Source organism: Micromonospora sp. CA-240977 (assembly GCF_050942285.1).
Lineage (GTDB): Bacteria > Actinomycetota > Actinomycetes > Mycobacteriales > Micromonosporaceae > Micromonospora.
Genome location: NZ_CP192055.1, coordinates 5,970,228 through 5,995,534 on the forward strand (window position 1 = coordinate 5,970,228; position 25,307 = coordinate 5,995,534).

At 71.8% G+C, this 25,307-nt stretch carries 24 protein-coding genes; 1 reads left to right on the plus strand and 23 read right to left on the minus strand.

Annotated features, from left to right (window positions below):
* Nucleotides 1-193: 193 nt before the first annotated feature.
* The 18 genes from ACQPWW_RS26950 to ACQPWW_RS27035 form a co-directional block, all read right to left on the minus strand.
* Nucleotides 194-1,261, minus strand: a complete 1,068-nt coding sequence (locus tag ACQPWW_RS26950; RefSeq protein WP_433126394.1) for a polyprenyl synthetase family protein — start codon at nt 1,259-1,261, stop codon at nt 194-196.
* Nucleotides 1,258-2,664 carry an alkaline phosphatase family protein gene (locus tag ACQPWW_RS26955; protein WP_433126396.1) on the minus strand — a complete coding sequence of 469 codons (1,407 nt, stop codon included), beginning with the start codon at nt 2,662-2,664 and terminating at the stop codon, nt 1,258-1,260. The genes ACQPWW_RS26950 and ACQPWW_RS26955 overlap by 4 nt, the downstream gene beginning before the upstream one ends.
* Nucleotides 2,661-3,860 carry a metabolite traffic protein EboE gene (eboE, locus tag ACQPWW_RS26960; RefSeq protein WP_433126398.1) on the minus strand — a complete coding sequence of 400 codons (1,200 nt, stop codon included), beginning with the start codon at nt 3,858-3,860 and terminating at the stop codon, nt 2,661-2,663. The genes ACQPWW_RS26955 and eboE overlap by 4 nt, the downstream gene beginning before the upstream one ends.
* Nucleotides 3,860-4,717, minus strand: a complete 858-nt coding sequence (locus ACQPWW_RS26965; RefSeq protein WP_433126399.1) for a TatD family hydrolase — start codon at nt 4,715-4,717, stop codon at nt 3,860-3,862. The genes eboE and ACQPWW_RS26965 overlap by 1 nt, the downstream gene beginning before the upstream one ends.
* Nucleotide 4,718: 1 nt before the next feature.
* Nucleotides 4,719-5,327 carry an EboA domain-containing protein gene (locus tag ACQPWW_RS26970; RefSeq protein WP_433126401.1) on the minus strand — a complete coding sequence of 203 codons (609 nt, stop codon included), beginning with the start codon at nt 5,325-5,327 and terminating at the stop codon, nt 4,719-4,721.
* Nucleotides 5,328-5,382: 55 nt separating this feature from the next.
* Nucleotides 5,383-6,285, minus strand: coding sequence for a sugar phosphate isomerase/epimerase family protein (locus ACQPWW_RS26975; protein WP_433126403.1), 903 nt, complete (start codon nt 6,283-6,285; stop codon nt 5,383-5,385).
* Entirely contained in the window at nt 6,282-7,175 is an 894-nt protein-coding gene (locus ACQPWW_RS26980; protein WP_433126404.1) for an SCO3242 family prenyltransferase, read from the minus strand. The genes ACQPWW_RS26975 and ACQPWW_RS26980 overlap by 4 nt, the downstream gene beginning before the upstream one ends.
* On the minus strand, nt 7,159-8,325 hold the full coding sequence (locus ACQPWW_RS26985) for an inositol-3-phosphate synthase (protein ID WP_433126406.1): 1,167 nt from the start codon (nt 8,323-8,325) through the stop codon (nt 7,159-7,161). The genes ACQPWW_RS26980 and ACQPWW_RS26985 overlap by 17 nt, the downstream gene beginning before the upstream one ends.
* 645 nt (nt 8,326-8,970) lie before the next feature.
* Nucleotides 8,971-10,146, minus strand: a complete 1,176-nt coding sequence (locus ACQPWW_RS26990) for a Gfo/Idh/MocA family protein (protein ID WP_433134587.1) — start codon at nt 10,144-10,146, stop codon at nt 8,971-8,973.
* Nucleotides 10,147-10,199: 53 nt separating this feature from the next.
* Nucleotides 10,200-11,252 (minus strand): substrate-binding domain-containing protein, encoded by a 1,053-nt coding sequence (locus tag ACQPWW_RS26995; protein WP_433126407.1) that lies wholly within the window; start codon nt 11,250-11,252, stop codon nt 10,200-10,202.
* A gap of 98 nt (nt 11,253-11,350) precedes the next feature.
* The gene (locus ACQPWW_RS27000; RefSeq protein ID WP_433126409.1) at nt 11,351-12,478 is read right to left on the minus strand and encodes an ABC transporter permease; all 1,128 of its coding nucleotides are present in this window, start codon (nt 12,476-12,478) and stop codon (nt 11,351-11,353) included.
* Nucleotides 12,475-13,983 carry a sugar ABC transporter ATP-binding protein gene (locus ACQPWW_RS27005; RefSeq protein WP_433134589.1) on the minus strand — a complete coding sequence of 503 codons (1,509 nt, stop codon included), beginning with the start codon at nt 13,981-13,983 and terminating at the stop codon, nt 12,475-12,477. Before ACQPWW_RS27005 ends, ACQPWW_RS27000 begins: the two co-directional genes overlap by 4 nt.
* Nucleotides 13,984-14,116: 133 nt before the next feature.
* On the minus strand, nt 14,117-15,295 hold the full coding sequence (locus tag ACQPWW_RS27010) for an ROK family protein (RefSeq protein ID WP_357815607.1): 1,179 nt from the start codon (nt 15,293-15,295) through the stop codon (nt 14,117-14,119).
* A 262-nt stretch (nt 15,296-15,557) separates the two neighbouring features.
* Nucleotides 15,558-16,577, minus strand: coding sequence for a YihY/virulence factor BrkB family protein (locus ACQPWW_RS27015; protein WP_433126411.1), 1,020 nt, complete (start codon nt 16,575-16,577; stop codon nt 15,558-15,560).
* Nucleotides 16,578-16,640: 63 nt separating this feature from the next.
* On the minus strand, nt 16,641-17,450 hold the full coding sequence (locus ACQPWW_RS27020) for an ABC transporter permease (protein WP_433126412.1): 810 nt from the start codon (nt 17,448-17,450) through the stop codon (nt 16,641-16,643).
* A 21-nt stretch (nt 17,451-17,471) separates the two neighbouring features.
* Nucleotides 17,472-18,269, minus strand: a complete 798-nt coding sequence (locus ACQPWW_RS27025) for an ABC transporter permease (protein ID WP_433134591.1) — start codon at nt 18,267-18,269, stop codon at nt 17,472-17,474.
* Between the two features lie 514 nt (nt 18,270-18,783).
* A complete protein-coding gene (locus ACQPWW_RS27030) occupies nt 18,784-18,975 on the minus strand; it encodes a DUF397 domain-containing protein (RefSeq protein WP_433126413.1) in 192 nt (63 codons plus the stop codon).
* Nucleotides 18,966-19,754: a helix-turn-helix domain-containing protein gene (locus ACQPWW_RS27035; RefSeq protein WP_433126414.1), complete on the minus strand. Its 789-nt coding sequence runs from the start codon at nt 19,752-19,754 to the stop codon at nt 18,966-18,968. The genes ACQPWW_RS27030 and ACQPWW_RS27035 overlap by 10 nt, the downstream gene beginning before the upstream one ends.
* 264 nt (nt 19,755-20,018) lie before the next feature.
* Between ACQPWW_RS27035 and ACQPWW_RS27040 the strand changes: the two genes are divergently transcribed.
* The gene (locus ACQPWW_RS27040) at nt 20,019-20,246 is read left to right on the plus strand and encodes a flavin reductase (RefSeq protein WP_433126415.1); all 228 of its coding nucleotides are present in this window, start codon (nt 20,019-20,021) and stop codon (nt 20,244-20,246) included.
* Between the two features lie 80 nt (nt 20,247-20,326).
* Here the strand turns inward: ACQPWW_RS27040 and ACQPWW_RS27045 are convergent, their stop codons facing one another.
* The 5 genes from ACQPWW_RS27045 to ACQPWW_RS27065 form a co-directional block, all read right to left on the minus strand.
* Complete coding sequence (locus ACQPWW_RS27045; RefSeq protein WP_433126417.1) at nt 20,327-20,866, minus strand: hypothetical protein; 540 nt, start codon at nt 20,864-20,866, stop codon at nt 20,327-20,329.
* Nucleotides 20,867-21,096: 230 nt separating this feature from the next.
* Nucleotides 21,097-22,029, minus strand: coding sequence for an ABC transporter ATP-binding protein (locus ACQPWW_RS27050; RefSeq protein WP_433126418.1), 933 nt, complete (start codon nt 22,027-22,029; stop codon nt 21,097-21,099).
* Nucleotides 22,030-22,102: 73 nt separating this feature from the next.
* Nucleotides 22,103-22,639 (minus strand): hypothetical protein, encoded by a 537-nt coding sequence (locus tag ACQPWW_RS27055; protein WP_433126419.1) that lies wholly within the window; start codon nt 22,637-22,639, stop codon nt 22,103-22,105.
* Complete coding sequence (gene dnaG / locus ACQPWW_RS27060) at nt 22,640-24,517, minus strand: DNA primase (RefSeq protein WP_433126421.1); 1,878 nt, start codon at nt 24,515-24,517, stop codon at nt 22,640-22,642.
* A gap of 123 nt (nt 24,518-24,640) precedes the next feature.
* Entirely contained in the window at nt 24,641-25,210 is a 570-nt protein-coding gene (locus ACQPWW_RS27065; protein ID WP_433126423.1) for a hypothetical protein, read from the minus strand.
* Nucleotides 25,211-25,307 lie beyond the last annotated feature (97 nt).

Here is a 25,307-nt window from a genome sequence, read left to right on the forward strand (position 1 = left end):
CTGCCAGGCGGGCGCGCGCCGTCGCGCCGGATGCCGTAGCGGTGATGGTGGGGGTCGATGGGTTACCGCGCCGCCGGTTCACCTCGACGAAACATTGTCGTGTTGGTCACGACACTAAGTTGCAGGTGTCGATGTGTCTACACCTTCCGGTGATTCAGCGCCAACTTTCGTCGATCCGTTCGAAAGTTGGCGATCACGCGTGGCGGTCGATCGCCTGCCCGGCCAGCGCGACAAGCGCCGCGCGCGCCTCGTCCGCCACCATGGCGTTCTGGAGGGCGCCCAGCGCGGCCTCGGTGCGGACCCGGATCATCTGCTCGATCCGTTCCAGGGCGCCGGTCGCCTCGATGATCTCGCGCAGCTCCGCCGCGCCGTCGGAGTCCAACGCCGGGTTGCCGAACAACTCCCGCAGCCGGGTGGTCTGCGACCGGTCGGCGGCACTGCGGGCCAACGCCATCATCACCGTGGGCTTGCCCTCACGCAGGTCGTCCAGGACCGACTTACCGGTGATCGCCGGGTCACCGAAGACACCAAGCACGTCGTCGCGGAGCTGGAACGCGTCGCCCAACGGGTCGCCGAACTCGCCAAGCGCGGCGATCAACTCCGGCTCCGCGCCGGCCAGGGCCGCCCCGATCTGCAACGGCCTGGTCACCGTGTAGCGGGCAGCCTTCATCCGGATCACGGTGAGCGCGCTGGCCACCGAGCCGTCCCCCACCCCCGAGACCAGGTCCAGGTACTCCCCCGCGATCACCTCGGTCCGCATCAGCGCGAACACGCCGTACCCCCGGTGCACCTGTTCGGTGCTCAGCCCGCACTCGTGGAACATCTGATCCGACCAGGCCGCGCAGAGGTCCCCACAGAGCAGTGCGGTGTTGCGCCCGTACGCCTCCGGGTCACCGCGCCACGCCGAGCGGGCGTGCAGGTCGGCGAAGAGGCGGTGCACCGACGGCTCGCCCCGGCGGCGGTCACTGCCGTCCAGGATGTCGTCGTGGATCAGCGCGAACGCGTGGAACAGCTCCAGCGCCGCCGCGGCCACCACGATCGGCGTGCCGTCGGCCGCCCCCGCGCCGCGCCAGCCCCAGTAGCAGAACAGCGGACGTAACCGCTTCCCGCCGGCCAGCACGAACCGTTGCAGGGCGGTGAACACCCCGCGCGGCGCGCCGTCCGGCCAGTCCGGGCCCTGCCGTTCGAGGAACCCCGCCAACTCCGCGTCGAACCGTGCCCGCAGCCCGCTGGCATCGGCGGGCGCGACGGTCACCGTCACGACCCCTCCCCCGGCCCGCCGCCAGACAGCCCGGCCAACTCCAGCAGCAACGCCTTGACCTCGGTCGCCGCGATCTTGTCCCGAGCCGCGGCCGGGTCGGAGCAGAGCAGCACCGGGGCGTCCGCCGGGTCGTCCGGCAGCCGCCCGTGCGACCCGCGCACCGCCCGCGCTCCGGCGTCCAGGCCGACCGCGCTCATCAGGTACCGCATGCCGAGTTTCTTGCGGGCCAGGGCCACCCCGGCGCGGGCCTTCGCGGCACCCGGGTTGGCCGGGTCGAAGAACAGCTCCGCCGGGTCGTAACCCGGCTTCCGATGAATTTCCACAAGCCGGGCGAAGTCCGGTGCGTTGGCGTCGTCCAGCCAGTAGTAGTACGTGAACCAGGCGTCCGGCTCGGCCACCAGCACCAGCTCACCGGCGCGCGGGTGGTCCAGCCCGTGCGCGGCCTTGCCGTCGGCGTCGAGCACCTCGGCCACGCCGGGCAGACCGGCGCAGAGCTTCGCCACCGCCGGCACGTCGGCCGGGTCCTTGACGTAGACGTGCGCGACCTGGTGGTCGGCGACCGCGAACGCCTTCGACGTCCACGGGTCGAGGTATTCCATGCCGGCCTGCGTGTGCACCCGCAGCAGCCCCTCGGCGCGCAGCAGCCGGTTGACGTCCACCGGCCGGGACACGTCGGTGATGCCGTACTCCGAGAGCACCACCACCGTGGCGTCCCGGGCGCGGGCGGCGTCCAGCAGGGGCCCGAGCACCGTGTCCAGCTCGGCCGCGGCGGCGGCGGCCTGGGCCGAGGACGGGCCGAACCGTTGCAGGTCGTAGTCCAGGTGGGGGACGTAGACCAGGGTGAGGTCGGGTGACACGTCGGCCAGGATCTGCTCGGCCGCCTGGCAGATCCACCGCGACGACGGCAGCCCGGCCGTCGGCCCCCAGTAGGTGAACAGCGGGAAGGTGCCCAACCGCCCGGTGAGCGCGTCGTGCAGCTCCGGCGGGTCGGTGTAGCAGTCCGGCTCCTTGCGCCCGTCGGCGTAGTACACCGGGCGCGGGGTGACCGTCCAGTCGACGTCCGCGCCCATGGCGTACCACCAGCAGACGTTGGCGACGGTGTAGCCGGGCTCGGCCCGGCGGGCCGCCTGCCAGAGCTTCTCCCCACCGACAAGCGCGTTGTGCTGCCGCCACAGCAGCACCTCGCCCAGTTCCCGGAAGTACCACCCGTTGCCGACGATCCCGTGCCCGCTGGGCGGCTCGCCGGTGAGGAAGGTGGACTGCACCGAGCAGGTCACCGCGGGCAGCACGGTGCCCAACTCGGCCCGGAAGCCGCCGTCGGCGACCCCGCGCAGCCGGGGCATGTGCGCCAGTAGTCGTGGGGTAAGCCCCACCACGTCGAGGACCACCAGTCGCCGGCTCATCGCGTCACCCCCATGCTCACGGTTCGCTCTGCGGTCAGGCCGAGGCCGACCAGTTCGTCTCGGGCGAAGGCCAGCTCCGCGGCGATGCCGGCGGCCAGCTCCGCGTCGGTGCCGGGCCGTCGTGCGGCCGGCAGCACCCCCCAGGTGTACGTCTCGACGTCGAGGTGGTCGCAGCCGGCGGCCGGGCCGTCGAAGAGCGCTCTCAACGCGGCGCGCAGCACCGGCAGTGTGGAGCCGAGCGGCTCCTCGGGTGGGGCGTGCAGGGGCACGTGGTAGTGCACCCGCCACGGGCCGGGCAGTGCCCGGTCCAGCGCCTCGTCCAGGTCGTCGGCGGCGTACGCCGGGTCGGCCGGGTCACCCAGACCCGCGCAGCCGGCGCCCCGGGTCTGGTGCAGGAAGCGCGGCTCCACCCAGCGGCGCAACGCGTCGGCGCCGCCGGCCGGGTCGGCCGCCTCGACGGCGGCGGAGACCTGCACCTTCACCACGGGCAGCCCGGCCACCCGCAGTCGTTCCAACGCCTCGGCCGGCTCCTCCCAGGCGCAGGCCAGGTGGGCCAGGTCGACGCAGACGCCCAGCCGCTCGGTGTCCATCCCGGACAGCAGCTCGGCCGCCTGGCCGGTGCTCTCCACGACGCAGCCGGGCTCCGGTTCGAAGGCCACCCGCACCTCGCGGCCGGTGTCGCTCTGCACGGCGGCCAGGCCGGCGGCCAGCTGGTCCAACCGGCCCCGGGCCGCGTCGGCCCGAGCGGTGTCCCAGGGTTCACGCCAGGCCAGTGGCAGGGTGGAGATCGAGCCCCGGGCGGCGTCGTCGGGCAGCAGGTCGGCGAGCACCCGGGCCAGGTCGAGGGTGTACGCGAGGCGCCGCTCGGTGGTCCAGTCCGGGTGGTAGACGTCCTGCTTGACCACCGGGGCCTGGAAGGCCGCGTACGGGAAGCCGTTGAGGGTGACCACCTCCAGCCCGCGCGCGGTCAGCTCGGTGCGCAGCCGGCGACGCAGGGTCGGGTCGGCGGCCAGCTCGGCGGCGACCGGGGCGGCCAGCCACAGGCCGAGGCCGAGCAGGTCACTGCCGAGGGCCTCGCGGACCGGCACGGCGTAGGTGTCCAGTTGACCGAGGATGCCGGCGAGGTCCTCGGCGGGATGCACGTTTGTGCAGTAGCCGAGGTGGACGGTGTCGCCGCTCGCGTGTCGCAGCCGCATCAGCTGCCGCCGCGCAGGATCGAGTTGCCCGTCTGCGGGTCCACAGTGGCGGCGACGTCCAGGTCGCTGAGGTCGAGCCGGCCGGACTGCCCGTAGAACTCCACCGGGTTGCGCCACAGCACCTTGTCGACGTCGTCGTCGCTGAACCCGGCCAGCAGCATCGCCTCACCGGTCGCCCGGGTCAGCAGCGGGTCGGAGCGCCCCCAGTCGGCCGCCGAGTTGACGAGCATCCGTTCCGTGCCGTACTCCCGCAGCAGCTCGACCATCCGCGACGGCGTCATCTTGGTGTCCGGGTAGATCGAGAAACCCAGCCAGCAGCCGCTGTCCCGGACCAGCTTGACGGTCACCTCGTTGAGGTGGTCGACCACCACGCGACCGGCCTCGATGCCGGACTCGGCGACCACGGCGAGGGTCCGCTCGCATCCGCGCGCCTTGTCCCGGTGCGGGGTGTGCACAAGCGCCGGCAGGTCGTACGCCACGGCGAGGGCGAGCTGCGCGGCGAACGCCTCGTCCTCCTCCGGCGTCATCGAGTCGTACCCGATCTCGCCGACCGCCACCACCGCGTCCTTGTCCAGGTAGCGGGGCAGCAGGTCGAGCACCGGCCGGCAGCGCGGGTCGTTGGCCTCCTTGGGGTTCAGCGCGATCGTCGCGAAGTGCCGCACCCCGAACTGCCCGGCCCGGAACGGCTCCCAGCCGATCAGCGAGTCGAAGTAGTCGGTGAACGAGGCGGCGCTGGTGCGCGGCTGACCCAGCCAGAACGCCGGCTCCACCACGGCGCGTACGCCGGCGGCGGCCATCCGTTCGTAGTCGTCGGTGGTGCGGGAGGTCATGTGGATGTGCGGGTCGAAGATACGCATGTCACGCCTCTCGGGGCAGTGCGGCGGTGAGCCGGTCGAGCAGGTCGGTGGCGTCGGCGGGCAACTCCCGGCCGGCGGCGTGCCGCTCGGCGGCCAGCGCCGCCAGCATCGCGGCCAACTCCCCGTCGGCGCGGGTCTCCAGGTCGGCGACCACGGCCAACGGCACACCGCTGAACACGCACTTGAGCACCGCCTGCCGCCAGGCGGCCGGGTCGAGGTGCCGGGCGTACGGGCCGAGGGCCGCGCCGACCAGCCGGGTGTCGTTGGTGCGAATCGCGTCGTGCAGCAGCGGCACCCCGGCGGCGCCGATCGGCAGCAGCGGCAGGGCCCGCAGCACGGCTCGCCGCTCGGCCGCGTCGCCGTGCTGGTAGAGGCTCTCGGCGTACGCCGCGTGGTCGCCGGGCAGGCTGGTGAGCAGCAGCACCCGGGCCGCGTCGTCGGCGGTCCAGCCGGGGGCGTCGGGCAGCGCGGCCCGACCGCACCGCCGACCGGCGGCGGGAAAGAGCCGGGTGATCGCGGTCGGCTCGGTCGTGACCCGGCGCAGCGCCGTGTCCAACCAATCGGGATCGGGTACGCCCCGCAGCGCGGCCCGTAGTGAATCCGGTGTCATCCCGTCTCCTCCCTCGTGCTGCTCCCAGGCGCCCGTCACACCCTGTGCTCTGCACCTATCTGTGCGCCGGGGCCTCTTGGACGGATGTCGCCGCGGCGCGCAGGAACTCGATGGACCGCGCGGCCACGTCCGGCGCGGCGTGCGAGTCGCGGGGCAGTTCCACGGCGACCAGGCCGCGGTAGCCGGCCTCGGCCAGGGCGCTCAGCACCGGCGGAAAGTCGATCTCGCCAACACCGAACTCCAGGTGTTCGTGCACGCCTCGGCGCATGTCGTCGATCTGCACGTTGACCAGGTGCTCGGCCACCTCGGCGACGCACTGCGGCACCGGCCACGGCTCCAGGCAGCGGCAGTGGCCGATGTCGAGGGTGATGCCGAAGCGGGCCGGGTCGCCGAGGGCCGTGCGCAGCCGCCGCCAGTCGGCGATGTCCTGCACCAGCATGCCCGGCTCGGGCTCGAAGCCGAGGGTGACGTCGGCGGCGTCGGCCGCGTCGACCACTGTGGCGCAGCCGGCGACCAGCCGGTCCCAGGCGCCCTGCGGCGACACCGTCTCGGGTCGGACACCGGCCCAGAACGAGACCGCCTCCGCGCCCAGGTCGGCGCCGATCCGGACGGCCCGGCGCAGGAACTCGATCCGCCGCGTCGGGTCGTCGTGCAGCAACGTCGGGGCGTGCTTGTGCCACGGGTCGAGCAGGTACCGGGCCCCGGTCTCGATCACCACCGCCAGGCCCAGCTCGTCCAACCGCCGGCCGAGGACGGCGACCCGGCGCGCGAGCCCGGGCGCGAACGGGTCCAGGTGGTCGTGGTCGAGGGTGAGCGCCACCCCGTCGTAACCGAGGTCGGCGAGGACGGCGAGCGCGTCGTCGAGTCGGTGGTTGGCGAAGCCGTTCGTGCCGTACCCGAGGCGCAACGTCGTGGCGTCGGCCGCCGGCGGTGCGGGTCGGGGCTGGGGAACGGTCATGTCGGGGAGACTTTCCGGGCCAGGCGTCGACCCAGCGGCGCGGCCGCCGCGACCGCCAACCCGAGCAGGCCGGCGCCACCGCGCGCGGTCAGCGCCCCCTGGAGGGCGGGCAGGCCGGTGATGCCCGCGCCGACCGCGGTGCGAACCCGCCCGGCCGACGGGTCCCGGACCACCTCGACCTGGGCCGCGCCGTAGCGGGCCGCGTACCACCCGGCCAGCACGGCGGGCAGCGCGGCGGCGACCCGGGCCGGGCCGTTGCGCACACCGGTCTGGTCGGCCGGTCGCGCGGGCGGGATGGCGGCGCTGGCGGCGACCAGAGCGGTGCCGGCCAGCGTGCGCATCGGCAGGGCCGCATCGGCGCCACTGACCTCCCGGCGGGACAACGCGGTGACCGTCCAGGTGTGCGCGGCGACGGTGACCGCCGCCGGCAACGCCCTGGTCACCCGGCCGCCGGACGCGCCGAGCAGCACATCCAGCCCCCGGCAGACGGCCATCACGGCCGGACCGGCGGCGGTGTTCTTGGCCAGCAGGTCGTACCCCCAGATGCTGGCGGCCAGCGGCACGGCGAGCGCGGCGGCGCGGCGACCGCCCACGGCGGCGGCCAGGCCCACGCCGGCGACCGTGAGGCCCGCCGCGAGACCGACCGCGGCGGCCGGGGTGACCCGCCCGCTGGGGATCGGCCGCTCGGGCCGCTCCACCGCGTCCAGGCCCCGGTCGGCCCAGTCGTTGGCGGCCATGCCGGCCCAGTAGAGCAGCACCGACGCGCCGGCCAGGGCAGGGGTACGCGGACCCAACGCCCCGGCCGCCGCCGCTCCGGCGACCACGTCACCGGGCACCGAGAGCGCGGCCGGCGCCCGGACCAGCTCGGCGAGGTCAGCCAGCGTGGTCATCGGCACCGTCCCCGCCGGAGTGCAGCAGCCGCGTGAAGTCGGTCAGCCGGGCCCACTGCTCGCCCAGGGAGTGGCTGGGCGAGCCGAGCGGGTCCTTGAAGAAGAAGCCCAGCTCGGTCAGCGGCCCGACGTGCCCGGCGGCGTGCGCGGCGGCGGTGAGCCGGGCCAGGTCGAGCACCAGCGGCGCGGCCAACGCGGAGTCACAGCCGTGCCAGGTGAACTCCATCCGCATGCCGGTGCCGAGGAAGCCGGCGAAGGTGATCAGATCCCAGGCGGTCTTGAAGTCGCCAAGCTCCTCGACGTACTCGATGCGGGTGCCGCCCTGCGGGACGTAGCCCAGCGTCTCGCCGAGGACCCGCTGCTTGCTCTGCACCTTCGCGGCGTTCGCGGCCGGGTCGGCGAGGGTGGCGCCGTCGCCACCGCCGAGCAGGTTGAACCCGGACCAGGAGCGCACATCCAGGTTGCGCATCGCGAACATCGGCGCGAGCACCGACTTGACAAGGGTCTCCCCGGTCTTGCCGTCGTGCCCGGCGTACGGCAGGCGGGCCTGTTCGGCAAGCGCGGCCAGCGCGGGCAGTCGCAGCCCGGTGGACGGGGTGAAGTCGACGTACGGGCAGCCGGCCAGCAGTGCCGCGTACGCGTACAGGGAGCTGGGCGGCAGCACCTCGTCGGGGCCGGTGAGCGCGGCGCGCAGCGCGTCGGGGTCGGCGTGCCCGGGGTGCGGTGGTGGGGTTGCCTCGGTGGCGGAGACGTTGACGACCACCACCCGGTCCAACCCGTGCCGCTCGCGGAAGCTGGTGAGGTCGCGCACCACGGCGGCAGCCCGATCGGCCTGGGTCGCTCCCACCGGTGCGGGGCGCAGCTCCTGCTCGACCGCGTTCAGCTCGTCGGGGAGCGCGGCGACCAGCCGCCAGGGGATGACACCGGCGTCCGCCAGGGCCTCGGCCCGCTTGGACAGCGGGGTGGTGGCCAGGTCGTGCCCGCCGAAGACGAGGTCCGCGAAGGCCGGCAGGGCGGGGCCGCGCAGCTCGGGCAACTCGGTGACGCAGCCGGTGGGTCCGGCCAGACCGGCTCGCAGCGCGAGCCCTCCGACGATGCAGGTGGTTGCGACCGAACCGCGCGCTCCTACCAGCCAGACACCTGTTCGCATGGTGCTCCTTCCCCGTCCACGAGGAATCGTCGGTACCGCTAAATATAGGAATATCAGAATATGTTTCGGAAAGATACGGCCCGGTTTCGGAAACATCCCGGCCGGGTGGATGGGCCCCGCCCGCCCGCCCCGCACCGGGATGGCACCGGTTTCCGACGTCGGCGTCGGCGGCGCCGACGCCGGACCGGTTCCCGGCCCGGGTGCGGGCAGACGGGGCTGGTAGGCAGGGTCGGGTCGGCGTCTCGACCCTGCCTCCCCCGCATCCGACCGGCCGGGGCATTGGCATGCCCCGACCGGGCGTCTCAGGCCGCCGTGCCCACCGGGTCACCGACCGCGTCACGACCCGCCGGAAACCGGCGAGCGGATGCGGTACGGGTGGGGGCAGCAGCGGGCGGTGCCATCAGGTCCTCCGGATCTCCACCGATGGTGGCGGTCCTCCGGTGCGGCCGGGGAATCCCGGTCCGGTCGCACCGGACGACCGTCCTGCTCGTGCGCCACCGGGCCGTACGGCCCGGCTGCACGCTCTCCGTTGCCGACCTCGGCCCGACCGCGGGGCGCAATCCGCTGTCGGTCCCTCGCCGGTCGGCGTCGGAAAGCCGGTCGGGCGATGGCGGTGCGAACACCGCCATCGCGGATGGTCAAAGGTCAGGCGGCGGCGGTGACCAGCGCCGGTTCCACCTCGGCCCACGAGGAGCCGAGCTCCGCCGAGCGGGCCACCGCGTCCAGCACCAGCTGGACCTGCAACGCGTCGGCGAAGGAGGGAGTCGGGTCGACGCCGGTGGCGACCGCCTCGATGAAGTCGCGCATCTCGTGCGTGAACGAGTGCTCGTAGCCGATGATGTGGCCCGGCGGCCACCACGCCGACATGTACGGGTGGTCGCCCTCGGTCACCAGGATGCGGGTGAAGCCCTGTTCCACGCTGGGCCGGGTGGCGTCGTAGAACTCCAGCTCGTTGAGCCGCTCCAGATCGAAGATCACGCTGCCCAGCGAGCCGTTGATCTCGACGCGCAGCGCGTTCTTGCGACCGGTGGCGAAACGGCTCGCCTCGTACGTGGCCAGGGCGCCACCGTCGAGCCGGGCCACGAAGACCGCGGCGTCGTCGACGGTGACCGTCCCGGTGGGCGCCGAGCCGCCGTCCACCGAGGCCGCGAGACCGCTCGACTCGGCCGGCAACGGCCGCTCCTTGACGAAGGTCTCGGTGACCGCACTGACGCCGCTGATCCGCTGACCCGTGACGAACTGGGTCAGATCGATGATGTGCGCACCGATGTCACCGAGCGCGCCGGAGCCCGCCCTGTCCTTCTGCAACCGCCAGACCAGCGGGAACTGCGGATCCACGATCCAGTCCTGCAGGTACGTCGCACGGACGTGTCGAATCACCCCAAGTCGTCCGTCGGCGACCATCTGACGCATCATCGTGACCGCGGGGACCCGGCGGTAGTTGAACCCGCACATCGACCGCACTCCGGCGGCCCGGGCGACGTCCGCCGCAGCGGTCATCGCCCGCGCCTCCGCCACCGCGTTGGCCAACGGCTTCTCGCACAGGACGTGCTTGCCGGCGGCCAATGCGGCGAGGGCGATCTCGGCGTGACTGTCACCCGGTGTGCAGATGTCGACAACGTCGATGTCATCCCGGCTGATCAGGTCGCGCCAGTCCGTGGTGGACGCATCCCAGCCGAGACGATCGGCGGCAGCTGCCACCTTCGTTGTGTCTCGACCGCAGATCAGCGCCATCCGGGCCCGCGCCGGCAGGTCGAACACGCGGTTCACGGTGCGCCACGCCTGTGAGTGCGCGGCGCCCATGAACGCGTAGCCGACCATGCCGATCCGCAGTTCTTTGTCTGTCGTGGACAAGGTGGGTCTCCCCCCGTATGTCAGAACCCGAGCTTGTCGTAGCTGCTCGCGTTCTCCTTGGTGATCGTCTCGGAGGCCAGGGTCACTTCCTTGGGCACCTGCAGCTCCGTCAGGTCGCCCAGGCCCCGACCCTGCGCGATGAGCCGCGCGAGCGAGATCGCCGAGGAGGCCATCGACGGGTTGTAGGTGACCGTCGCCTTGAGCACGCTGTTGTCGGCCTTGATCGCGTCGATCGCGAGCTTGGAGCCCGCGCCGCCGACCATGAAGAACTCCGACCGGTTGGCCTGCTTGATGGCGGCGAGCACGCCGATGCCCTGGTCGTCGTCGTGGTTCCAGATCGCGTCGATCTTCGGCAGCGCCTGGAGCAGCTGGGCCGCCTCGCGCTGACCGCTGTCCGAGGTGAACTCGGCCGAGCGCCGGTTGCTCACCTTGAACCCGTAGGTCGCCAGGGCGGCCTTGAAGCCCTCGCTGCGCTCGACGGTCAGCGGGATCTCCAGGCCGGCGATCTCACCGATGATCGGGTTGCTGACGCCCTTGTCCTTGAGCTGCTTGCCGATGTAGTGCCCGGCCGACACGCCCATGCCGTAGTTGTCGCCCTTGATCACCAGCCGGGAGGCCAGCGCGTCGGGGAACGCCCGGTCGAGGTTCACGATCGGGATGCCCGCCTGCATCGCCTGGAGGGCAACGGCGTTGACCTCCTTGCCGTCGTGCGGCAGCACGACGATGATGTCCGGCTTCTGGGCGATCAGCGTGCCGAGCGTGGAGCGCTGGGCCTCCGAGTTCGAACCGCCGTCGACCTCCTTGAACTCCACGTCGGAGTACGCGGCCGCCTGCGCCTTGGCGTTGGCGTGGATCGCGCCCATCCAGCCGTGGTCGGCGGCCGGGGCGGAGAAGCCGATGACGACCTTCTTGCCCGGGGCGTTGTTGCCTTCGGCGTTGCCGGCGGCCTTGGTCTGGGTGCTGGCCGCCGGGGTCTCGTTGCTGGTGCAGGCGGTCAACAGGGTGGCGGCGCCAACTGCGGCTCCACCGAAGAGCAACCGGCGGCGCGACAGGTCGCGACTGTGCTGGGTCATGAACGACCTCCTGGGAGCGGTATCTGACTTAATGAGGGTGTGCGGGGCCCTGCCCACGTCGAAAGTTTCGACGTGGCCAGGGACATCGGTGCGGTGCGTCAGGTTGCGGTGGTGATCCTGTTCCGCGCGAAGAGCCGAGTGACGGACTTGAACTGGAACTGCTGGATCAGGACGGCGGCGACGATGATGCCGCCCTTGACCATGTTCTGCGCCTCGATGGAGAGGCCGTTGATGGCGAAGAGGTTCGTGATGGTGGCGAAGATGATGACGCCGAGCAGCGAGCCGACGATCGTGCCCCGGCCACCGCTGAGCAGCGTCCCGCCGATGATCGCCGCGGCGATCGCGTCCAACTCGTACAGGTTGGCCATCGCCGCCTGCGCCGAGGTGGCCTGCGAGGTGAGCATGATGGCCGCGATGCCGCAGCAGAGACCGGAGAGCGCGTAGAGCAGCATGGTGTGCCGCCGGACGTTGATGCCGGCCAACCGGGCCGCTTCCGGGTTGCCACCGACGGCGATGGTCCGCCGGCCGAAGGTCGTGCGGTTGAGCAGGATCCATCCGGCCACCACCACCGCGCCCAGGATGTAGACGAGGATCGGAATACCGATGATCTTGCGGGCCGCGATGTCGTTGATGAAGGTGCTGCTCGACACCTGGGTCTGCTTGTTGGAGATCGACGCGGCGAGACCGCGTGCCGCCACCAGCATCGCGAGCGTCGCGATGAAGGGAACGAGTCGCCCGTAGGAGATGAGCACGCCGTTGACCAGGCCGACGCAGATGCCGACCACGAGGGCGGTGAAGATCATGCCGCCGGCGCCGTAGGTCTGGGTGGCCACAGTGGTGCACCAGACCCCGGCCAGCGCGACGATCGCACCGACCGACAGGTCGATCCCACCGCCGATGATCACGAAGGTCATCCCGACCGTGACCACGCCGACGACCGAGGCGAGCTGGAGGATCGCCAGCACGTTGTTCCAGACCCAGTTCGGGTCACCGTAGAGGTCCGGCTTGGTGATCGCGCCGACCACGATCAGCGCGGCCAGCACCCCGATGAGACCGAGGTTGCGCTTCGCGCCGTCGCCGCCGTCGCCGCGCCACCAGGAGAGCCGGCCCCCGGGTCCTGCCTTGTTGCTGGCCACCGCCGTCTCCGCCGGATCCACCGGCGGCGACTGGGCCGGAAGCTGCGGGCGCTCCGGTGTCGCGGTGGGAGTGGGAGTCGCGTCGCTCATGCCGGTGCGCCTTCCATCAAGGACCCCGCCATCACGAGGTCGAGCACAGTGTTCTCGTCGAGTTCGCCGGCCGCTGCTTCACGCACGACCCGCCCTTCCCGCATCACCAACACCCGGTCGGCCAGACCCAGCACCTCGGGCACCTCGCTGGAGACCAGCAGCACCCCGACGCCCTGCGCGGCCAAACCGCGGATGACCTGGTAAAGCTCAGCCCGAGCGCCCACGTCCACACCCCGGGTGGGCTCGTCGAGCAGCAACAACTTGGTGCCGCCGAGCAGCCACCGCCCGACCACCACCTTCTGCTGGTTGCCGCCGGACAGCGTGCGTACCGGCCGGTTGACGTCGCGGGGCCGCAGCTCCAGGCTCTCGGCGATCCGGTCCGCCTCGGCGCGTTCCTTTGCGGCGTTCGTGAAGCCGAGCCGCGCGTACCGGCCGAAGGTGGCGAGCGTGACGTTGCGGTAGATCGGCTCGCCGAGCAGCAGCGCCTGGCTCTTGCGTTCCTCCGGGGCCATCCCCATGCCGGCCCGTACCGCCGCGCCGACGCCGGGACGCAGCACCTTCCCGTTCATCCGGACCGCGCCGGCCTCCGCGAGACGGGCGCCGTAGATGGTCTCCAGCAGCTCCGAGCGGCCGGAGCCGACAAGCCCGGCGATGCCGACGATCTCCCCGGCGCGCACGCTCAACGAGACGTCGGCGAACTCACCCGAGCGGGTCAACCCCTCCACCTGGAGCAGATCGGCGCCGGCGGGGTCCTCGGCCGGCCGGTCCGGGAAGACGTACTCGATGGTGCGGCCGGTCATCCGGCTGACCAGGTCGCGGGTCGGGGTGTCACGCGCCGGCAGGTTCGCCGCCGTGGTCCGACCGTCCTTGAGTACGGTGACCCGGTCACCGATCTCGCGGATCTCCTCCATCCGGTGGGAGATGTAGATGACGGCGATGCCCTGCGCGGTCAGCTCCCGGATGATCCGGAACAGGTTGCCGACCTCGTCGTGGGCCAGCACCGCGCTCGGCTCGTCCATGATGATCAGTCGGGCCTCGTGCGACAGCGCCCGGGCCATGCTGACGATCTGCTTGCCGGCGGCCGGCAGCGACCGGACCATCCGTCCGGGCGGGATCTCGCCGTGGCCGAGCCGGCTGAGGATCTGCCGGGTGTGCCGGGCCATCCGGCCGCGCCGGACGAAACCGAAGCTGCGGTACTCGTGGCCGAGGAAGGCATTTTCCGCCACCGACAGATCCTCGACGAGGTCGAGCTCCTGGTAGATGGTGGCGATGCCGGCCTTCATCGCGGCCTGCGGGTTGGTGAACGTGGCCGGTTCGCCGCGCCACTCCACCTGCCCGGAATCCGGCTGGTGCACCCCGGAGAGCACCTTGATCAGGGTCGACTTGCCGGCGCCGTTCTGCCCGAGCAGGCAGTGCACCTCGCCGGCGCGCACCTCCAGCTGCACGCCGTCCAGTGCGCGTACGCCGGGGAACGTCTTGACCACATCGGTGAGGCGCAGGACCACCTCGCCCGCGACGGTGTCGGCGGGAGCCTCGACCAGCGGTGCCTCGGCGACGGCCTCGGCCGACGCGGTGGCGGGGTCATCCTCGGGCAGAGCCACAGTCTCCTCCTCGCTCACGACAGGATTTCGGTCAGGTTCATGCGGCTTCTCCGAAGGCGACGTCACCGGCGAGCACCGCCGCGCCTGTGACACCGGCCCGTCCACCAAGCTCGGACAGCACGACGGGCAGGTTGCCGGTGGCCAGCGGCAGGGACCGGCGGTAGACCACGCTGCGGATCTCGGCGAGCAGGATGTGCCCCAACTGGGCCAGCCCACCGCCGATCACGATCATCGACGGGTTGGTGAAGCTGACGAGGCCGGCGAGCACGCCACCGACCCGTCGTCCGCCGTCGCGGATGAGCTGGATGCAGGTCACGTCGCCCTCGACGGCGCCCTCGGCGACGTCCAGCGCGGTGACGACACCCCGCAGGGCCAGCCGCTCGGCCAGCGCCGGCGACGTCCCACTGCGGGCGGCGGCTGCGGCGTCCTTGGCCAGGGCGGCGCCGCTGAACAGCGCCTCCAGGCAGCCGACGTTGCCACAGGAGCACATCGGACCGTGCGAGTCGACCTGAATGTGGCCGATGTCGCCGGCGCAGCCGTCAGTGCCCCGGTAGACCTCGCCGGTGAGGTAGATGCCGCACCCGATGCCGGTGCCGATCTTCACGAAGAGGAAGTCGTCCACCGAGTGGGCGACCCCACCGTGCCGCTCACCGATCGCCATGATGTTGACGTCGTTGTCGACCACCGCCGGGCAGCCGTGCTCCCGGCTGAGCAGCTCGCGCACCGGGTACCGGTCCCAGCCCGGCATGATCGGCGGCGAGACCGGAACGCCGTCCCGGAAGCTGACCGGGCCGGGAACGCCGATGCCCACCGCGTCCAACCGCTCGTACGCGCCGTCGACCCGGGCCTTGTGCAGCAGCTCGTTGACCCGTTGCAGGGTCACCTTCGGTCCGTTGCGGATGTCGGCCGGCTCGGCGTACTGGGCGACCGGTTCGAGTCGACCGTTCACCACCTCGATGTCCATCGAGCTGGCGCCGAGGTCGACAGCGGCGAAGCGCAGCTTCGGGTTCAGCTCGACCAGGGTCGAGCGTCGCCCGCCCCGGGAGGCGGCGAGCCCCGCCTCGGCGACGTAACCCAGCGCGACCAGGCGATCCAGTTCGGCCAGCATGCGCGGACGCGGCATCTGGAGTCGGTCGCCCAACTCGGCCCGGGAGACGGCCCCCTCGTCGCGGAGCAACCGCAACAGTCGTACGTGCAGGGGGTCGACGGTGCGCACCGGGGGGTCACCTCTTCATTGGCATCGTTCACATCGACGCAATGTCGAAGTGTTGTGTCCGACACAGTAGGAGCGCTCCGCACCGCATGTCCAGAGCTTCAACCGTTCTGAGATGAACTTTTGTCCGAAAGAACAAAAGCTACTAGTCGATCAAGAAAAGGATCACGGGCCGCCCGCGTCCGCTCGCCGCCAGTTTCATCGATGGACACGAAACCGCCCCGCCAGCCGATCTCCGGTGGCGGGGCGGTCGGTCGCGGGGTTGTCAGCGGCGGCCGGCGGAGTTGCGCTTCTTGCGGAGCTTGCGGTCGTCGCGCAGCTCGACGTACGGCTCGTCGTCGGGATCGTGCCCGGCCGAGATGGCCCGACCGCGCTCCAGCTCCGCGTCGAACTCGGCGCCCAGCAGGATCGCGATGTTGCTCAGCCAGAGCCAGACCAAGAAGATGATCACCCCGGCCAGCGCCCCGTACGTCTTGTTGTACGAGCCGAAGTTGCTCACGTAGAAGGCGAACAGGCCGGAGATCACCAGCCAGATGATCACGGCCAGCACCCCACCCGGGCTGACCCAGCGGAACCCGCCGTGCCGGGCGTTCGGTGAGGCCCAGTAGAGGATCGCGAACATCAGGCTGACCAGGATCAGCAGCACCGGCCACTTGGCGATGTCCCACACCGTGACAGCGGTCGCGCCGAGGCCGACGACGTCCCCCACCGCTTCGGCGAGGCGGCCGGTGAAGACCACGATCACCGCGCTGGCCAGCAGCAGCACCCCGATCACCGCTGTCACACCGAGGCGGATCGGCAGCGTCTTCCAGATCGGCCGGCCCTCCGGCACGTCGTAGATGGTGTTCGAGGCGCGCATGAACGCGCCGATGTAACCCGAGGCGGACCAGAACGCGGCAAGCACACCGATGATCGCGGCGATGCTGGCCAGCCCGCCGGCACCGTCCGCCTGGGTGATCGCGTCCTCGATGATCTTCTGGACGCTGTCGTTCGGCACCGCCTGGTTGACGGTGTCCTTGACCCCCTCGGTGGCGCTCGTGCCGAGCAGACCGAGGATCGAGATCAGCACCAGCAGGCCGGGGAAGATGGAGAGCACCCCGTAGTAGGTGAGCGCCGCCGCCCAGTCGGTCAGGCTGTCGTCCTGGAATTCGGTGACGGTACGCCGCAGCGCCGCCTTCCAGCCGCTGCCGGGCAGATCGGTGGGGCTGTCCGGCCCCGCGTCGGGCCCGACCGGCGCGCTGGCGTCGGCGCGCGCCCGGCGGGCGGCAGGCTCGTCCGAGGTCATCGCCCCTCCTCGTCGTCGAAAGTGTCACCTCCGACATGCCCCGTCGACGGGCGCCGGTAACCCCTACTGGTAGAGCAACCTGCCCATCCGGCGCGCGGCCACCAGCAGGCCGACCGTCATCATCGCCAGCAGGTAGAGCACGTCGAGCAGCCCGACCCAGCTACCGCCGCCCAGCGCGACCCCGCGGATCAGGTGCACCGACCGGTACAGCGGAGTGATCTCGATCAGCCAGTGCAGCACTGTCGGGTAGGTCTGCGCCGGCACGAACGTGCCCGAGAAGAGGAAGAGCGTGAACTGCGCGGAGGCCATCAGGTCGAAGTCCTGCCAACTGCGCAGGAGGGTGGCGATCGCCATGCCGAGCGCCCCGAACGCGAACCCGACGAGCACCGCGGCCGGGAGGGTGGCCAGCGCCCGGGTGACGCTTGTCAGCTCCAGCGCGACCATGATCCCGAGGAAGGCGGCCGAGTAGGCGCTGCCCCGCAGCATCGCCCAACCCAGCTCACCGAGGGCGATCTCGAACGGCCGCACCGGGGTGGCGATCATCCCGTCGTACAGCTTCAGGTATTTCAGCTTGCCGAAGAAGTTGAAGGTGGTCTCCGAGAGCGCCCCGGTCATCGCCGAGGAGGCGAGCATCGCCGGGGCCACGAACCCGGCGTACGACACCAGCCGCCCGTCGGGCAGCGGCAGGTCACCGACGAGCGTGCCGACGCCCACGCCGATGGAGAGCAGGTAGAGCAGCGGCTCCACGAAACCGGAGAGCAGCAGCAGCCAGTAGACCGGCTTCAGTGCCGCGACGTTGCGCCCCAGCACCGACGCGGACCGCCGGGACGCGGCCGAGACGTCGACCAGCCGGGGCAGGATCAGCGTGACCACGACAGCCTCTCTGCTTGGTCGTCAGACGACGAGCTTGCGACGGAACGCCCGCACCGCCAGCAACCAGCCGGCCACCGCCCAGGCCGCCAGGTAGAGCAGGTGCCCGACGATCGATGACTGCGGGGCAACGCCGAGCGTGGCCGCGCGGCACAGGTCCACGGCGTGCCACAACGGCGTGACGTACGCCAGCCAGCGCAGCGCGTCGGGCAACGACTCGACCGGGAAGAACACCCCGGCGAAGAGCGTCATCGGGATGACCGCGAACCGGAACAGCATGGCGAGCCAGTTGTCGCCAGACACCGACGCCGCGTACGCGAAGGTCGGCGCGGCGACGGCCAGCCCGAGCAACGCCACCACCGGCAGGGTGGCCACCGCCCACGGCGACCGCAACGCCCCGAACAGCCCGGTGACCAGCAGGAACGCCACGATCGTGGTGAGCACCCGGAACAGCACGAAGGCCAGGTGACCGGCCACGATGTCACGGACCCGCAGCGGTGACGCGCCCTGCGCGAAGTAGGTCTTGACCCACTGGAAGTTGCTGAACACCGGCCAGGTCGAGTCACCGACTGTCACCTGGAGCGCGGTCGAGGCGATCAGCCCGGGAACCAACCAGTCGAGGTAACGCACCCCACCGACACCCTGGTCGATGTAGGCGCCGACGCCCAGCCCGAACCCGAGGACGGTCAGCACCGGCAGCAGGAACGAGGAGAACACCCCGGCCCGCCAGGTGCGTCGCAGACCGACCAGGTAGTGCTCGAACACCGCCCACGCCGGCACCCACGGCAACCGCGCCCGCCCCGCCACACTCACCGCGACCACCCCCGTCCCGACCTTCCTACCCCCGGGGTACGACAGGTCGCCGGTCACCCTACGACGACCCCGCCGACGTGTCGCCCGGGTTTGACCGCATTGATCAACTCGGTTTTCCGGATGTCGCGGTGTCGGAGCCACCCCGATGCCCCGACTTCCAGAAAGCCGAGTCGATCCAGACGAATAGGCCCTGACCCTGGCCGGGACTGCGGGCGCAGCGGAGTCGCCGTGGCGCAGGTGTGGTTCGCGGGGCCGCTGCGAGGCTCGCTGGCTCCGGCCGCAACCAGTCGCCCGGGAGGTCCGGCCGGGGACACCGACCTGTGGACCGACGGGGTGTGGCTCGGCCGGTCACCGTCGGCAACCGTCGTCGGGCCGGATGCGACATTGAGCGGTATACCTCAGAGTCATATTCATACCTCTGAGGTATACCGCTCCTCAGCGGATCCACCTGGCGGGCCAGCCGAGTTCACGGCCGTTCGTCAGTCCCCAGCTAGGAGTCTCGGATCAGCCGCGTGGCCGCCAGCTAACGGCCGACGGCGTCGGACTCGACGAACGCGCGCCACGCGTCGGGCGGAAAGACCAGCACCGGACCGATCGGGTCCTTCGAGTCGCGGACAGCGACCAGCCCGGGGAGGTTGTCGGCCACCTCCACGCAGTTGCCGCCATCCGGGCCGCTACGAATGCTCTTGCGCCACCGGGCACCGGTTAAATCCATGTCTCCGCCACTTCCGCCATGAGATCGAGGGACTGCCCGTGCGATAGTGCCTCACCCCGGATCGACTCCCACACCTCGACCATCTGACGGACGTACTCGGCGCGGTCAATGACCTGCCCGTGCCGCTGTCCAGCGAGATAGACGAGGTCCTCCCCCTGCGCCGAGCTTGCGATCACGAACGGTCCCCCGAGGCCAGCGTAAGCACCTGCAGGGGTCGGCACTACCTGGATTCGGACCCTCGGGAACGCCGTGCCGAGCTTCACGAGGTGCTGAGTTTGCTCGCGCATGACTTCCGGCCCACCGACAGATCGGCGCAGCACGTGCTCGTCGATCACGGCAGTGAGCAGCGGAGGCCGGTCTCGGGTGAGCAGCCTCTGACGGTCCAGCCGGGTTGCCACCTGCTGCTCGACCTCGTCCGCCGCGAACAAGCCGCCACCGGTCAATAGTGCGCGGGCGTACCCCTCGGTCTGCAAGAGGCCTGGCACACACAGCGGCTCGAACGAGCGCAACGCCGTGGTTTCCTGCTCGACGCCGGCCCAGTCGCGGAACCACGGCACCACGGCCTCCCGGCTGATCCGCCGCTGGATGCGTTCGAACCGACCGTCGGCTCCGAACACGACGTCACACCGGCGGGCGAAGTCCAGACTCGGCCGGCGTTCGGATGTCTCCACCTTGGCGACCAGGGCCCCGGAATAGCTCAGCGCCTCCGCCAGGGCCGCCTGTGACATCCCACTGGCGGCCCGGGCCAGCCGCAGCTCCTCGGCGAAGTGCTCCAGCATGGACGAACTCTCCACGGACAACCCCCGTACATCCTCGTACCGTGCCGGGCCGATCGCCGTACGCCCTGGTCGTCGGCGCGCGGAACCTCCCACGGTAGTCGGGTCCTCACCAGACTGTCACGCAGCGGAACCGCTCACGGGATCGGACGGCGGGCGGAACCAGGCCGGGAGCGTCCCGTGACCCCCGATCCGGGGCGCTCCCCACCGACTCGATGGAGGTACCCCAGTGCTCACCTGGTCGGCTCGTGACGGCAGCGAACTTTGATGCCCCGGTACCGCCCGCACGTGGCGGCCCGCCCGTCCTGGCGCTGCCGGGTCTGTGGCGCGGCGTGGCCCTGCTCGCCGGCCCGTCTGGCGCTGCTCGGTGAGTACCGCGAGGATCGGATCGGCCTGCTCATCTACCTCGCCACGGTGCTCGAGGAGGCGGCCGGGGACATCGGAGGACAGGACCGGCTGACCGATCGCTTCCTCACCTGGGCCAGAGCCCGTTGAGCGGTCACCGTCGGCAGCTCGGCACGCGGGACCGGTTGCCGCCGCACGCTCGACGACCGGACCGGGGTCGACCTCGGCGGTCAGGCCGGCCGGTGCGCGCGGACCAGCGCCTGCACCGCGTAACCGAGCAGCAGCACGCCCGCGCCGACGCCGACCACCAGACCGGCGGAGACCGCCGAGGCGAGGCCGGTGACGAGCCCCGCCGCCGCCACCAGGCACAGCGCGCCACCGAGCGGACGAAGCAGTGGGTCGCGCAGCAGCGGGGCGAGCGGGAAGAAGTGCAGACCGACCACCAGGCAGACCAGCACCGGGACGTACTCCGTCCAGTCGGCGGCGACCAGCACGGCGGCGCCCAGCCCGGCGGCGGCGAACTCGGCGACGACGATGAGCAGGTACGGACGGTCGGCCGCCCGGTCCCGAGGGCTGCCGACGCCACGGAGGCGGGCCGCCAGCACCCCGCCCAGCACGGCGGTGAGCAGTGCGACGATGCTGCCCACCACGAGCAGGGCGCGCAGCGGTTGCTCCGCCGCCGGCACGCTGAACCAGACCATCGCGAAGACGCCCAGATAGAGGGCGGTCAGCCCGGCCTGACGCCGGTTGGCGGTCACCAGATCAGACATGAAGCTCCTTCGGGGTACGACAGGCCGGCGGTCACCCTACGACGGCCCCGTGGACTTGTCGCCCGCCTTATCCCGTCGCGTGGGCCGCCAGCCGTGCGCCCAGGCCCCTTGCCCTCCGCGTGATCGACTCGGATGTCAGGAAACTGGGCCGTCCGCCCCGCCGCGTCACCCCGGCTTTCAGGATGCCGAGTGGATCTTGGCGGGCCAGGGTCGATACGCGGCACATCCGGTCAGTCGACAAGGGTGCGGCCGGTCAGGTGCAGGAAGACGTCCTCCAGGCCGCTGCGCCGCACCAGCACGTTTGCCGGGTCGAGCCCCGCCGCGGCGACCTCGGCGACCGCCGCGTCGCCGTCGGACACGTAGAGCAGCACCCGGTCGGGCAGCACCTCGACCCGCTCCCCCAGGCCGTCGAGCTTGCCGGCGAACGGCTCCTGCGACTCGGCGGCGAAACGCAACTCGACCACCTCCCGGGTGGAGTGTCGCTCGATGAGCGCCCGGGGCGAGCCCTCGGCGACGATCCGCCCGCCGTCCATCACCACCAGCCGGTCGCAGAGCTGCTCGGCCTCGTCCATGTAGTGCGTGGTCAGCACCAGCGTGACGCCCTGCCGCTTGAGCCGGAACAGCCGCTCCCACACCAGGTGCCGGGCCTGCGGGTCGAGCCCGGTGGTCGGCTCGTCGAGCAGCACGATCTCCGGATCGTTTACCAGCGCGCGGGCGATCGTCAACCGGCGCTTCATCCCACCGGACAACGGCTCGACCTTGCTGTCGGCCCGCTCGGTGAGCTGGACGAAGTCGAGCAACTCGTCGGCCCGCGCCCGGGCCGCCCGGCGGGCGATGCCGAAGTAGCGCGCGTAGACCGTCAGGTTTTCCCGGACGGTCAGCTCCGGGTCGAGATTGTCCAGCTGGGGGCACACCCCCAGCCGGGCTCGGATCGCGGGCCCGTCGGCGACCGGATCCATGCCGAGGATACGCAGCTCACCCCCGCTGGGCGGCGAGGTGCAACCAACCATCCGCATGGTGGAGGACTTGCCCGCGCCGTTGGGCCCGAGGAACCCGAACGCCTCGCCCGCACGCACCTCGACATCGATGCCGTCGACGGCGGTGAAGTCGCCGAACCGCTTCACCAGCCCCCGCGCCTGAATCAGTGGCCGCCGCGAAGTCACCGCCCGACCCTAGCGGCCAGGTCCGACACGCCCCATTCACTTTCGCCCCGGCCCGGCCGGACCGCAGCTCGGATCAGAGGTCGCCGGGGGCGGTGGCGGCGCGGGCCACGCCGACCAGGCGGTCGGTCTCGGCGAGCAGGGCCTCGTCGTCCGCCGGGGTGCCCGGGTCGAGTCGGACCGTCCAGGTGAGACCGTCGGCCCCGGCCACGCGGCGGGCCGCGACCCGCGCCGCGCCGCCGGGCACCGGCTGGTGCTCGGTGTACGCGACCGAACGGGTCACCCGCGCCCGCACCTGGTGCGGCAGCTCACCCGGGTCGAGCAGGAGGTAGGTCTCGGTCGGGCCGTCGGCGACCACCGTGTAGCCGTCGCGTTCGACGAGGGTCTCGGCGGGCGTGACGGCCAACTCCCGGCCGGACCAGACCGCCTTGAGGATGGTGTGCCAGCCGAGCCGGTGCCCCCGACCGGGCAGCCACAGCCCGAGGTTGCTGGCGACCACCACCCCGTCGCCCTCGCCGTTGCCGGCAGCCGCCCAGGCCAGCACCCGCTCGTCGGGGGCCAGCGGCGGCCGGTCGGCCGGTGGCAGCTTCGGCTTGCGGCTGAACAGTCCCATCTAGAGGCCTCCCGCAGCCTGCTCGCGCAGCGCCCGGGCGTGCTGCTCCAGGGACAGAAGCTCACCGAAGGCGGCGAAGTACTCGTCCTTGTTGTTGACCGGGTTGATCCGCTGGATGCGCGACTTGAGGTCCCGGATGCGGGCGGTCACCGACCCGAACTGCACCCGCGCCATGGTGATCGACACGTAGCGCGGGTCCGGTTCGCCGTCGATGCGCAGCGGCTCCACCGCCAACTCGCCGACCAGCGCCGCCGCGGCCAGATCGTCGCAGGCGTCCCGGACCGACTCGATCCACACCGCGCCGCCGGTCGCCGACGCGGCCCCACCGGCCGCCGCGATGGCGGTCCGCACCGCGACGTGCACCGGGTGGCGGTATTCGGTCGACTCGACAGCGTCGAACATGGGCCCGGCCAGGACCGGCTGCTGGAGGGCGAGCTTCAGCGCCTCCCGCTCGACCATCGACTGCGGGCTGTCCAGGGCCGGCTCGGGGCGAGCCGAGGCGGGCCGGGCGGAGACGGCGTCGCGGGTGCCGGGCGGCGGGGTGTTGGCGGCGGCGAGCACCGCCCGCTGCACCGGCTCGATCTCCATCCCCAGGTCCATTGCGAGTTTGCGGACGTACTCCGGGCGCTTCTCCCGGTCCTTGAGGCGCGCGACAAGCGGCGCGGCGTGGCGCATGGCCTCGACCCGGCCGTCGACGGTGTCCAGGTCGAAGCGGCCGATCACGTGCCGCAGCGCGAAGTCGACAAGCGGCTCCCGCCGGGCGACCAGGTCCCGCACCGCCAGGTCACCCTTGGCCAGCCGCAGGTCGCACGGGTCCATGTTGTCCGGGCTGACCGCGATGAAGGTACGCCCGACGAACCGCTGATCGTCCTCGAAGGCGCGCAGCGCGGCCTTCTGACCGGCGGCGTCACCGTCGAAGGTGAAGATGATCTCGCCGGCCACCTCGTCGCTGTCGAACAGGAGCCGCCGCAGGACGGAGATGTGGTCCGCGGCGAACGCGGTGCCGCAGGTCGCCACCGCCGTGGTCACGCCGGCGAGGTGGCAGGCCATCACGTCGGTGTAACCCTCGACGATGACCGCCCGGCCCTGCTTGGCGATCTCCCGCTTGGCCTGGTCGATGCCGTAGAGCACGTGCGACTTCTTGTAGATCGGCGTCTCGGGGGTGTTCAGGTACTTCGGGCCGTCGTCGTCGTCGAAGAGCTTGCGCGCACCGAAGCCGATCACGTCACCGGCGAGGTCGCGGATCGGCCAGAGCAGCCGACGGCGGAACCTGTCGATCAGGGTGCCGGAGCGGGACTCCCGGGACAGCCCGGCGGTGACCAGCTCCTGGTGGGTGAAACCCTGCTGGCGCAGGTGCTTGGTGAGCAGGTCCCAGCCCTCCGGCGCGAAGCCACAGCCGTAACGCTCGGCGGCGGCCCGGTCGAAGCCCCGTTTGGCAAGGAACTCCCGGGCCGGCCGGGCCCCGGCCGTGCTGAGCTGCGCCCGGTAGAACTCGACAGCGGCGGCGTGCGCGGCGACCAGGCGTTGCCGTTGACCCTGCTGCGGGCGGGGGCGCGGGGTGCCCTTGTCGTCCTCGATGTAGCGCAGCTGGATGCCGGCGCGGCCGGCCAGCCGCTCGACGGACTCCACGAAACTGAGGTGGTCGGCGTCCATCAGGAACTTGATGGCGTCGCCGCCTGCCCCACAGCCGAAGCAGTACCAGACGTTACGGGCCGGGGAGACGTTGAACGACGGGCTCTTCTCGTCGTGGAACGGGCACAGGCCCTTCAGGTTGCCGCCACCGGCGGACTTGAGGGTGACCGTCTCGGAGATCACATCCCCGATCGAGGTGCGTTCCCGGACCAGTGCGATGTCCTCGTCCCGGATCCGCCCAGCCATGCGCCACCCCCTCGGCGTACATCCTGCCCTGCCGGACCGACGACACGCCGGCCGGGGGATGCCGGTGTGGCGGCCACCGCTGCCGGCGGGGCGGTTCCGGCCCGCGTGCCGGCCCCCGCACGGTCAGGCCAGGCCGGCGCAGGCCGTCTGGACGGCGGCGCTGAGGCCCGTGTCGCCGCAGTCGGTGGCTGCCGAGGCACGCGCGACGACCCGCCAGCCCTTGGCGTCCTGGTGCAGGAACACCTGGCTGTCGGGGATCTCCGCCGGCTGCGGGGCGACAGCCCTCAGCCGGGCGTAACCGTTGCGGCAGGAGAACACCGCCACGTCCTGCACGGTCTGCCCGGTCAGGGCCGCTTTGGTGGCCGCGAGCAGGGCCTCCGGGCGGCAGGACGGGGTGTCGGCGACCGGTCGGTCGTCGGGACCGCTCGGCCCGGTGGTGGTCGGGGCCGGGTCGACCGCCCGCCCGGCGCCCGCGCCGGGTCGGGCCGAGGCGGAAGCCGGCGGCGCGGGGACGCCGGAGGTCGTGGCGGTCGTCTGCGGCCCGGGAGCGGTCGGTTCCGGCGCGGCGACCGGCGAGGTCGGCGTGGGAGCATTCGCCGCGCCGCCGGTCCGCTCGTCGTGCGCGCATCCGGCCGCCGGCAGGGCCAGCGCCACCGCCGCCACCAGGCACACGCCACCGCGTCGAATCGTCATGATCGTTTCTCCCTCTCGTCGGACTGCCGTCCGGGGCGGTGCCCGGTGCTGGTCCGACGCTAGGCAGGCGACCTGGGGTTGGTCTTGACGAAACCTG

Bases quoted from the DNA above. Each gene is read 5' to 3' on its own strand.
- ACQPWW_RS26955 (WP_433126396.1), bottom strand. From the start codon at position 2,664: ATGAGCCGGCGACTGGTGGTCCTCGACGTGGTGGGGCTTACCCCACGA.
- eboE (WP_433126398.1), bottom strand. From the start codon at position 3,860: ATGCGGCTGCGACACGCGAGCGGCGACACCGTCCACCTCGGCTACTGC.
- ACQPWW_RS26965 (WP_433126399.1), bottom strand. From the start codon at position 4,717: ATGCGTATCTTCGACCCGCACATCCACATGACCTCCCGCACCACCGAC.
- ACQPWW_RS26970 (WP_433126401.1), bottom strand. From the start codon at position 5,327: ATGACACCGGATTCACTACGGGCCGCGCTGCGGGGCGTACCCGATCCC.
- ACQPWW_RS26975 (WP_433126403.1), bottom strand. From the start codon at position 6,285: ATGACCGTTCCCCAGCCCCGACCCGCACCGCCGGCGGCCGACGCCACG.
- ACQPWW_RS26980 (WP_433126404.1), bottom strand. From the start codon at position 7,175: ATGACCACGCTGGCTGACCTCGCCGAGCTGGTCCGGGCGCCGGCCGCG.
- ACQPWW_RS26985 (WP_433126406.1), bottom strand. From the start codon at position 8,325: ATGCGAACAGGTGTCTGGCTGGTAGGAGCGCGCGGTTCGGTCGCAACC.
- ACQPWW_RS26990 (WP_433134587.1), bottom strand. From the start codon at position 10,146: ATGGTCGGCTACGCGTTCATGGGCGCCGCGCACTCACAGGCGTGGCGC.
- ACQPWW_RS26995 (WP_433126407.1), bottom strand. From the start codon at position 11,252: ATGACCCAGCACAGTCGCGACCTGTCGCGCCGCCGGTTGCTCTTCGGT.
- ACQPWW_RS27000 (WP_433126409.1), bottom strand. From the start codon at position 12,478: ATGAGCGACGCGACTCCCACTCCCACCGCGACACCGGAGCGCCCGCAG.
- ACQPWW_RS27015 (WP_433126411.1), bottom strand. From the start codon at position 16,577: ATGACCTCGGACGAGCCTGCCGCCCGCCGGGCGCGCGCCGACGCCAGC.
- ACQPWW_RS27030 (WP_433126413.1), bottom strand. From the start codon at position 18,975: ATGGATTTAACCGGTGCCCGGTGGCGCAAGAGCATTCGTAGCGGCCCG.
- ACQPWW_RS27035 (WP_433126414.1), bottom strand. From the start codon at position 19,754: ATGCTGGAGCACTTCGCCGAGGAGCTGCGGCTGGCCCGGGCCGCCAGT.
- ACQPWW_RS27040 (WP_433126415.1), top strand. From the start codon at position 20,019: ATGCCCCGGTACCGCCCGCACGTGGCGGCCCGCCCGTCCTGGCGCTGC.
- ACQPWW_RS27045 (WP_433126417.1), bottom strand. From the start codon at position 20,866: ATGTCTGATCTGGTGACCGCCAACCGGCGTCAGGCCGGGCTGACCGCC.
- ACQPWW_RS27055 (WP_433126419.1), bottom strand. From the start codon at position 22,639: ATGGGACTGTTCAGCCGCAAGCCGAAGCTGCCACCGGCCGACCGGCCG.
- dnaG (WP_433126421.1), bottom strand. From the start codon at position 24,517: ATGGCTGGGCGGATCCGGGACGAGGACATCGCACTGGTCCGGGAACGC.
- ACQPWW_RS27065 (WP_433126423.1), bottom strand. From the start codon at position 25,210: ATGACGATTCGACGCGGTGGCGTGTGCCTGGTGGCGGCGGTGGCGCTG.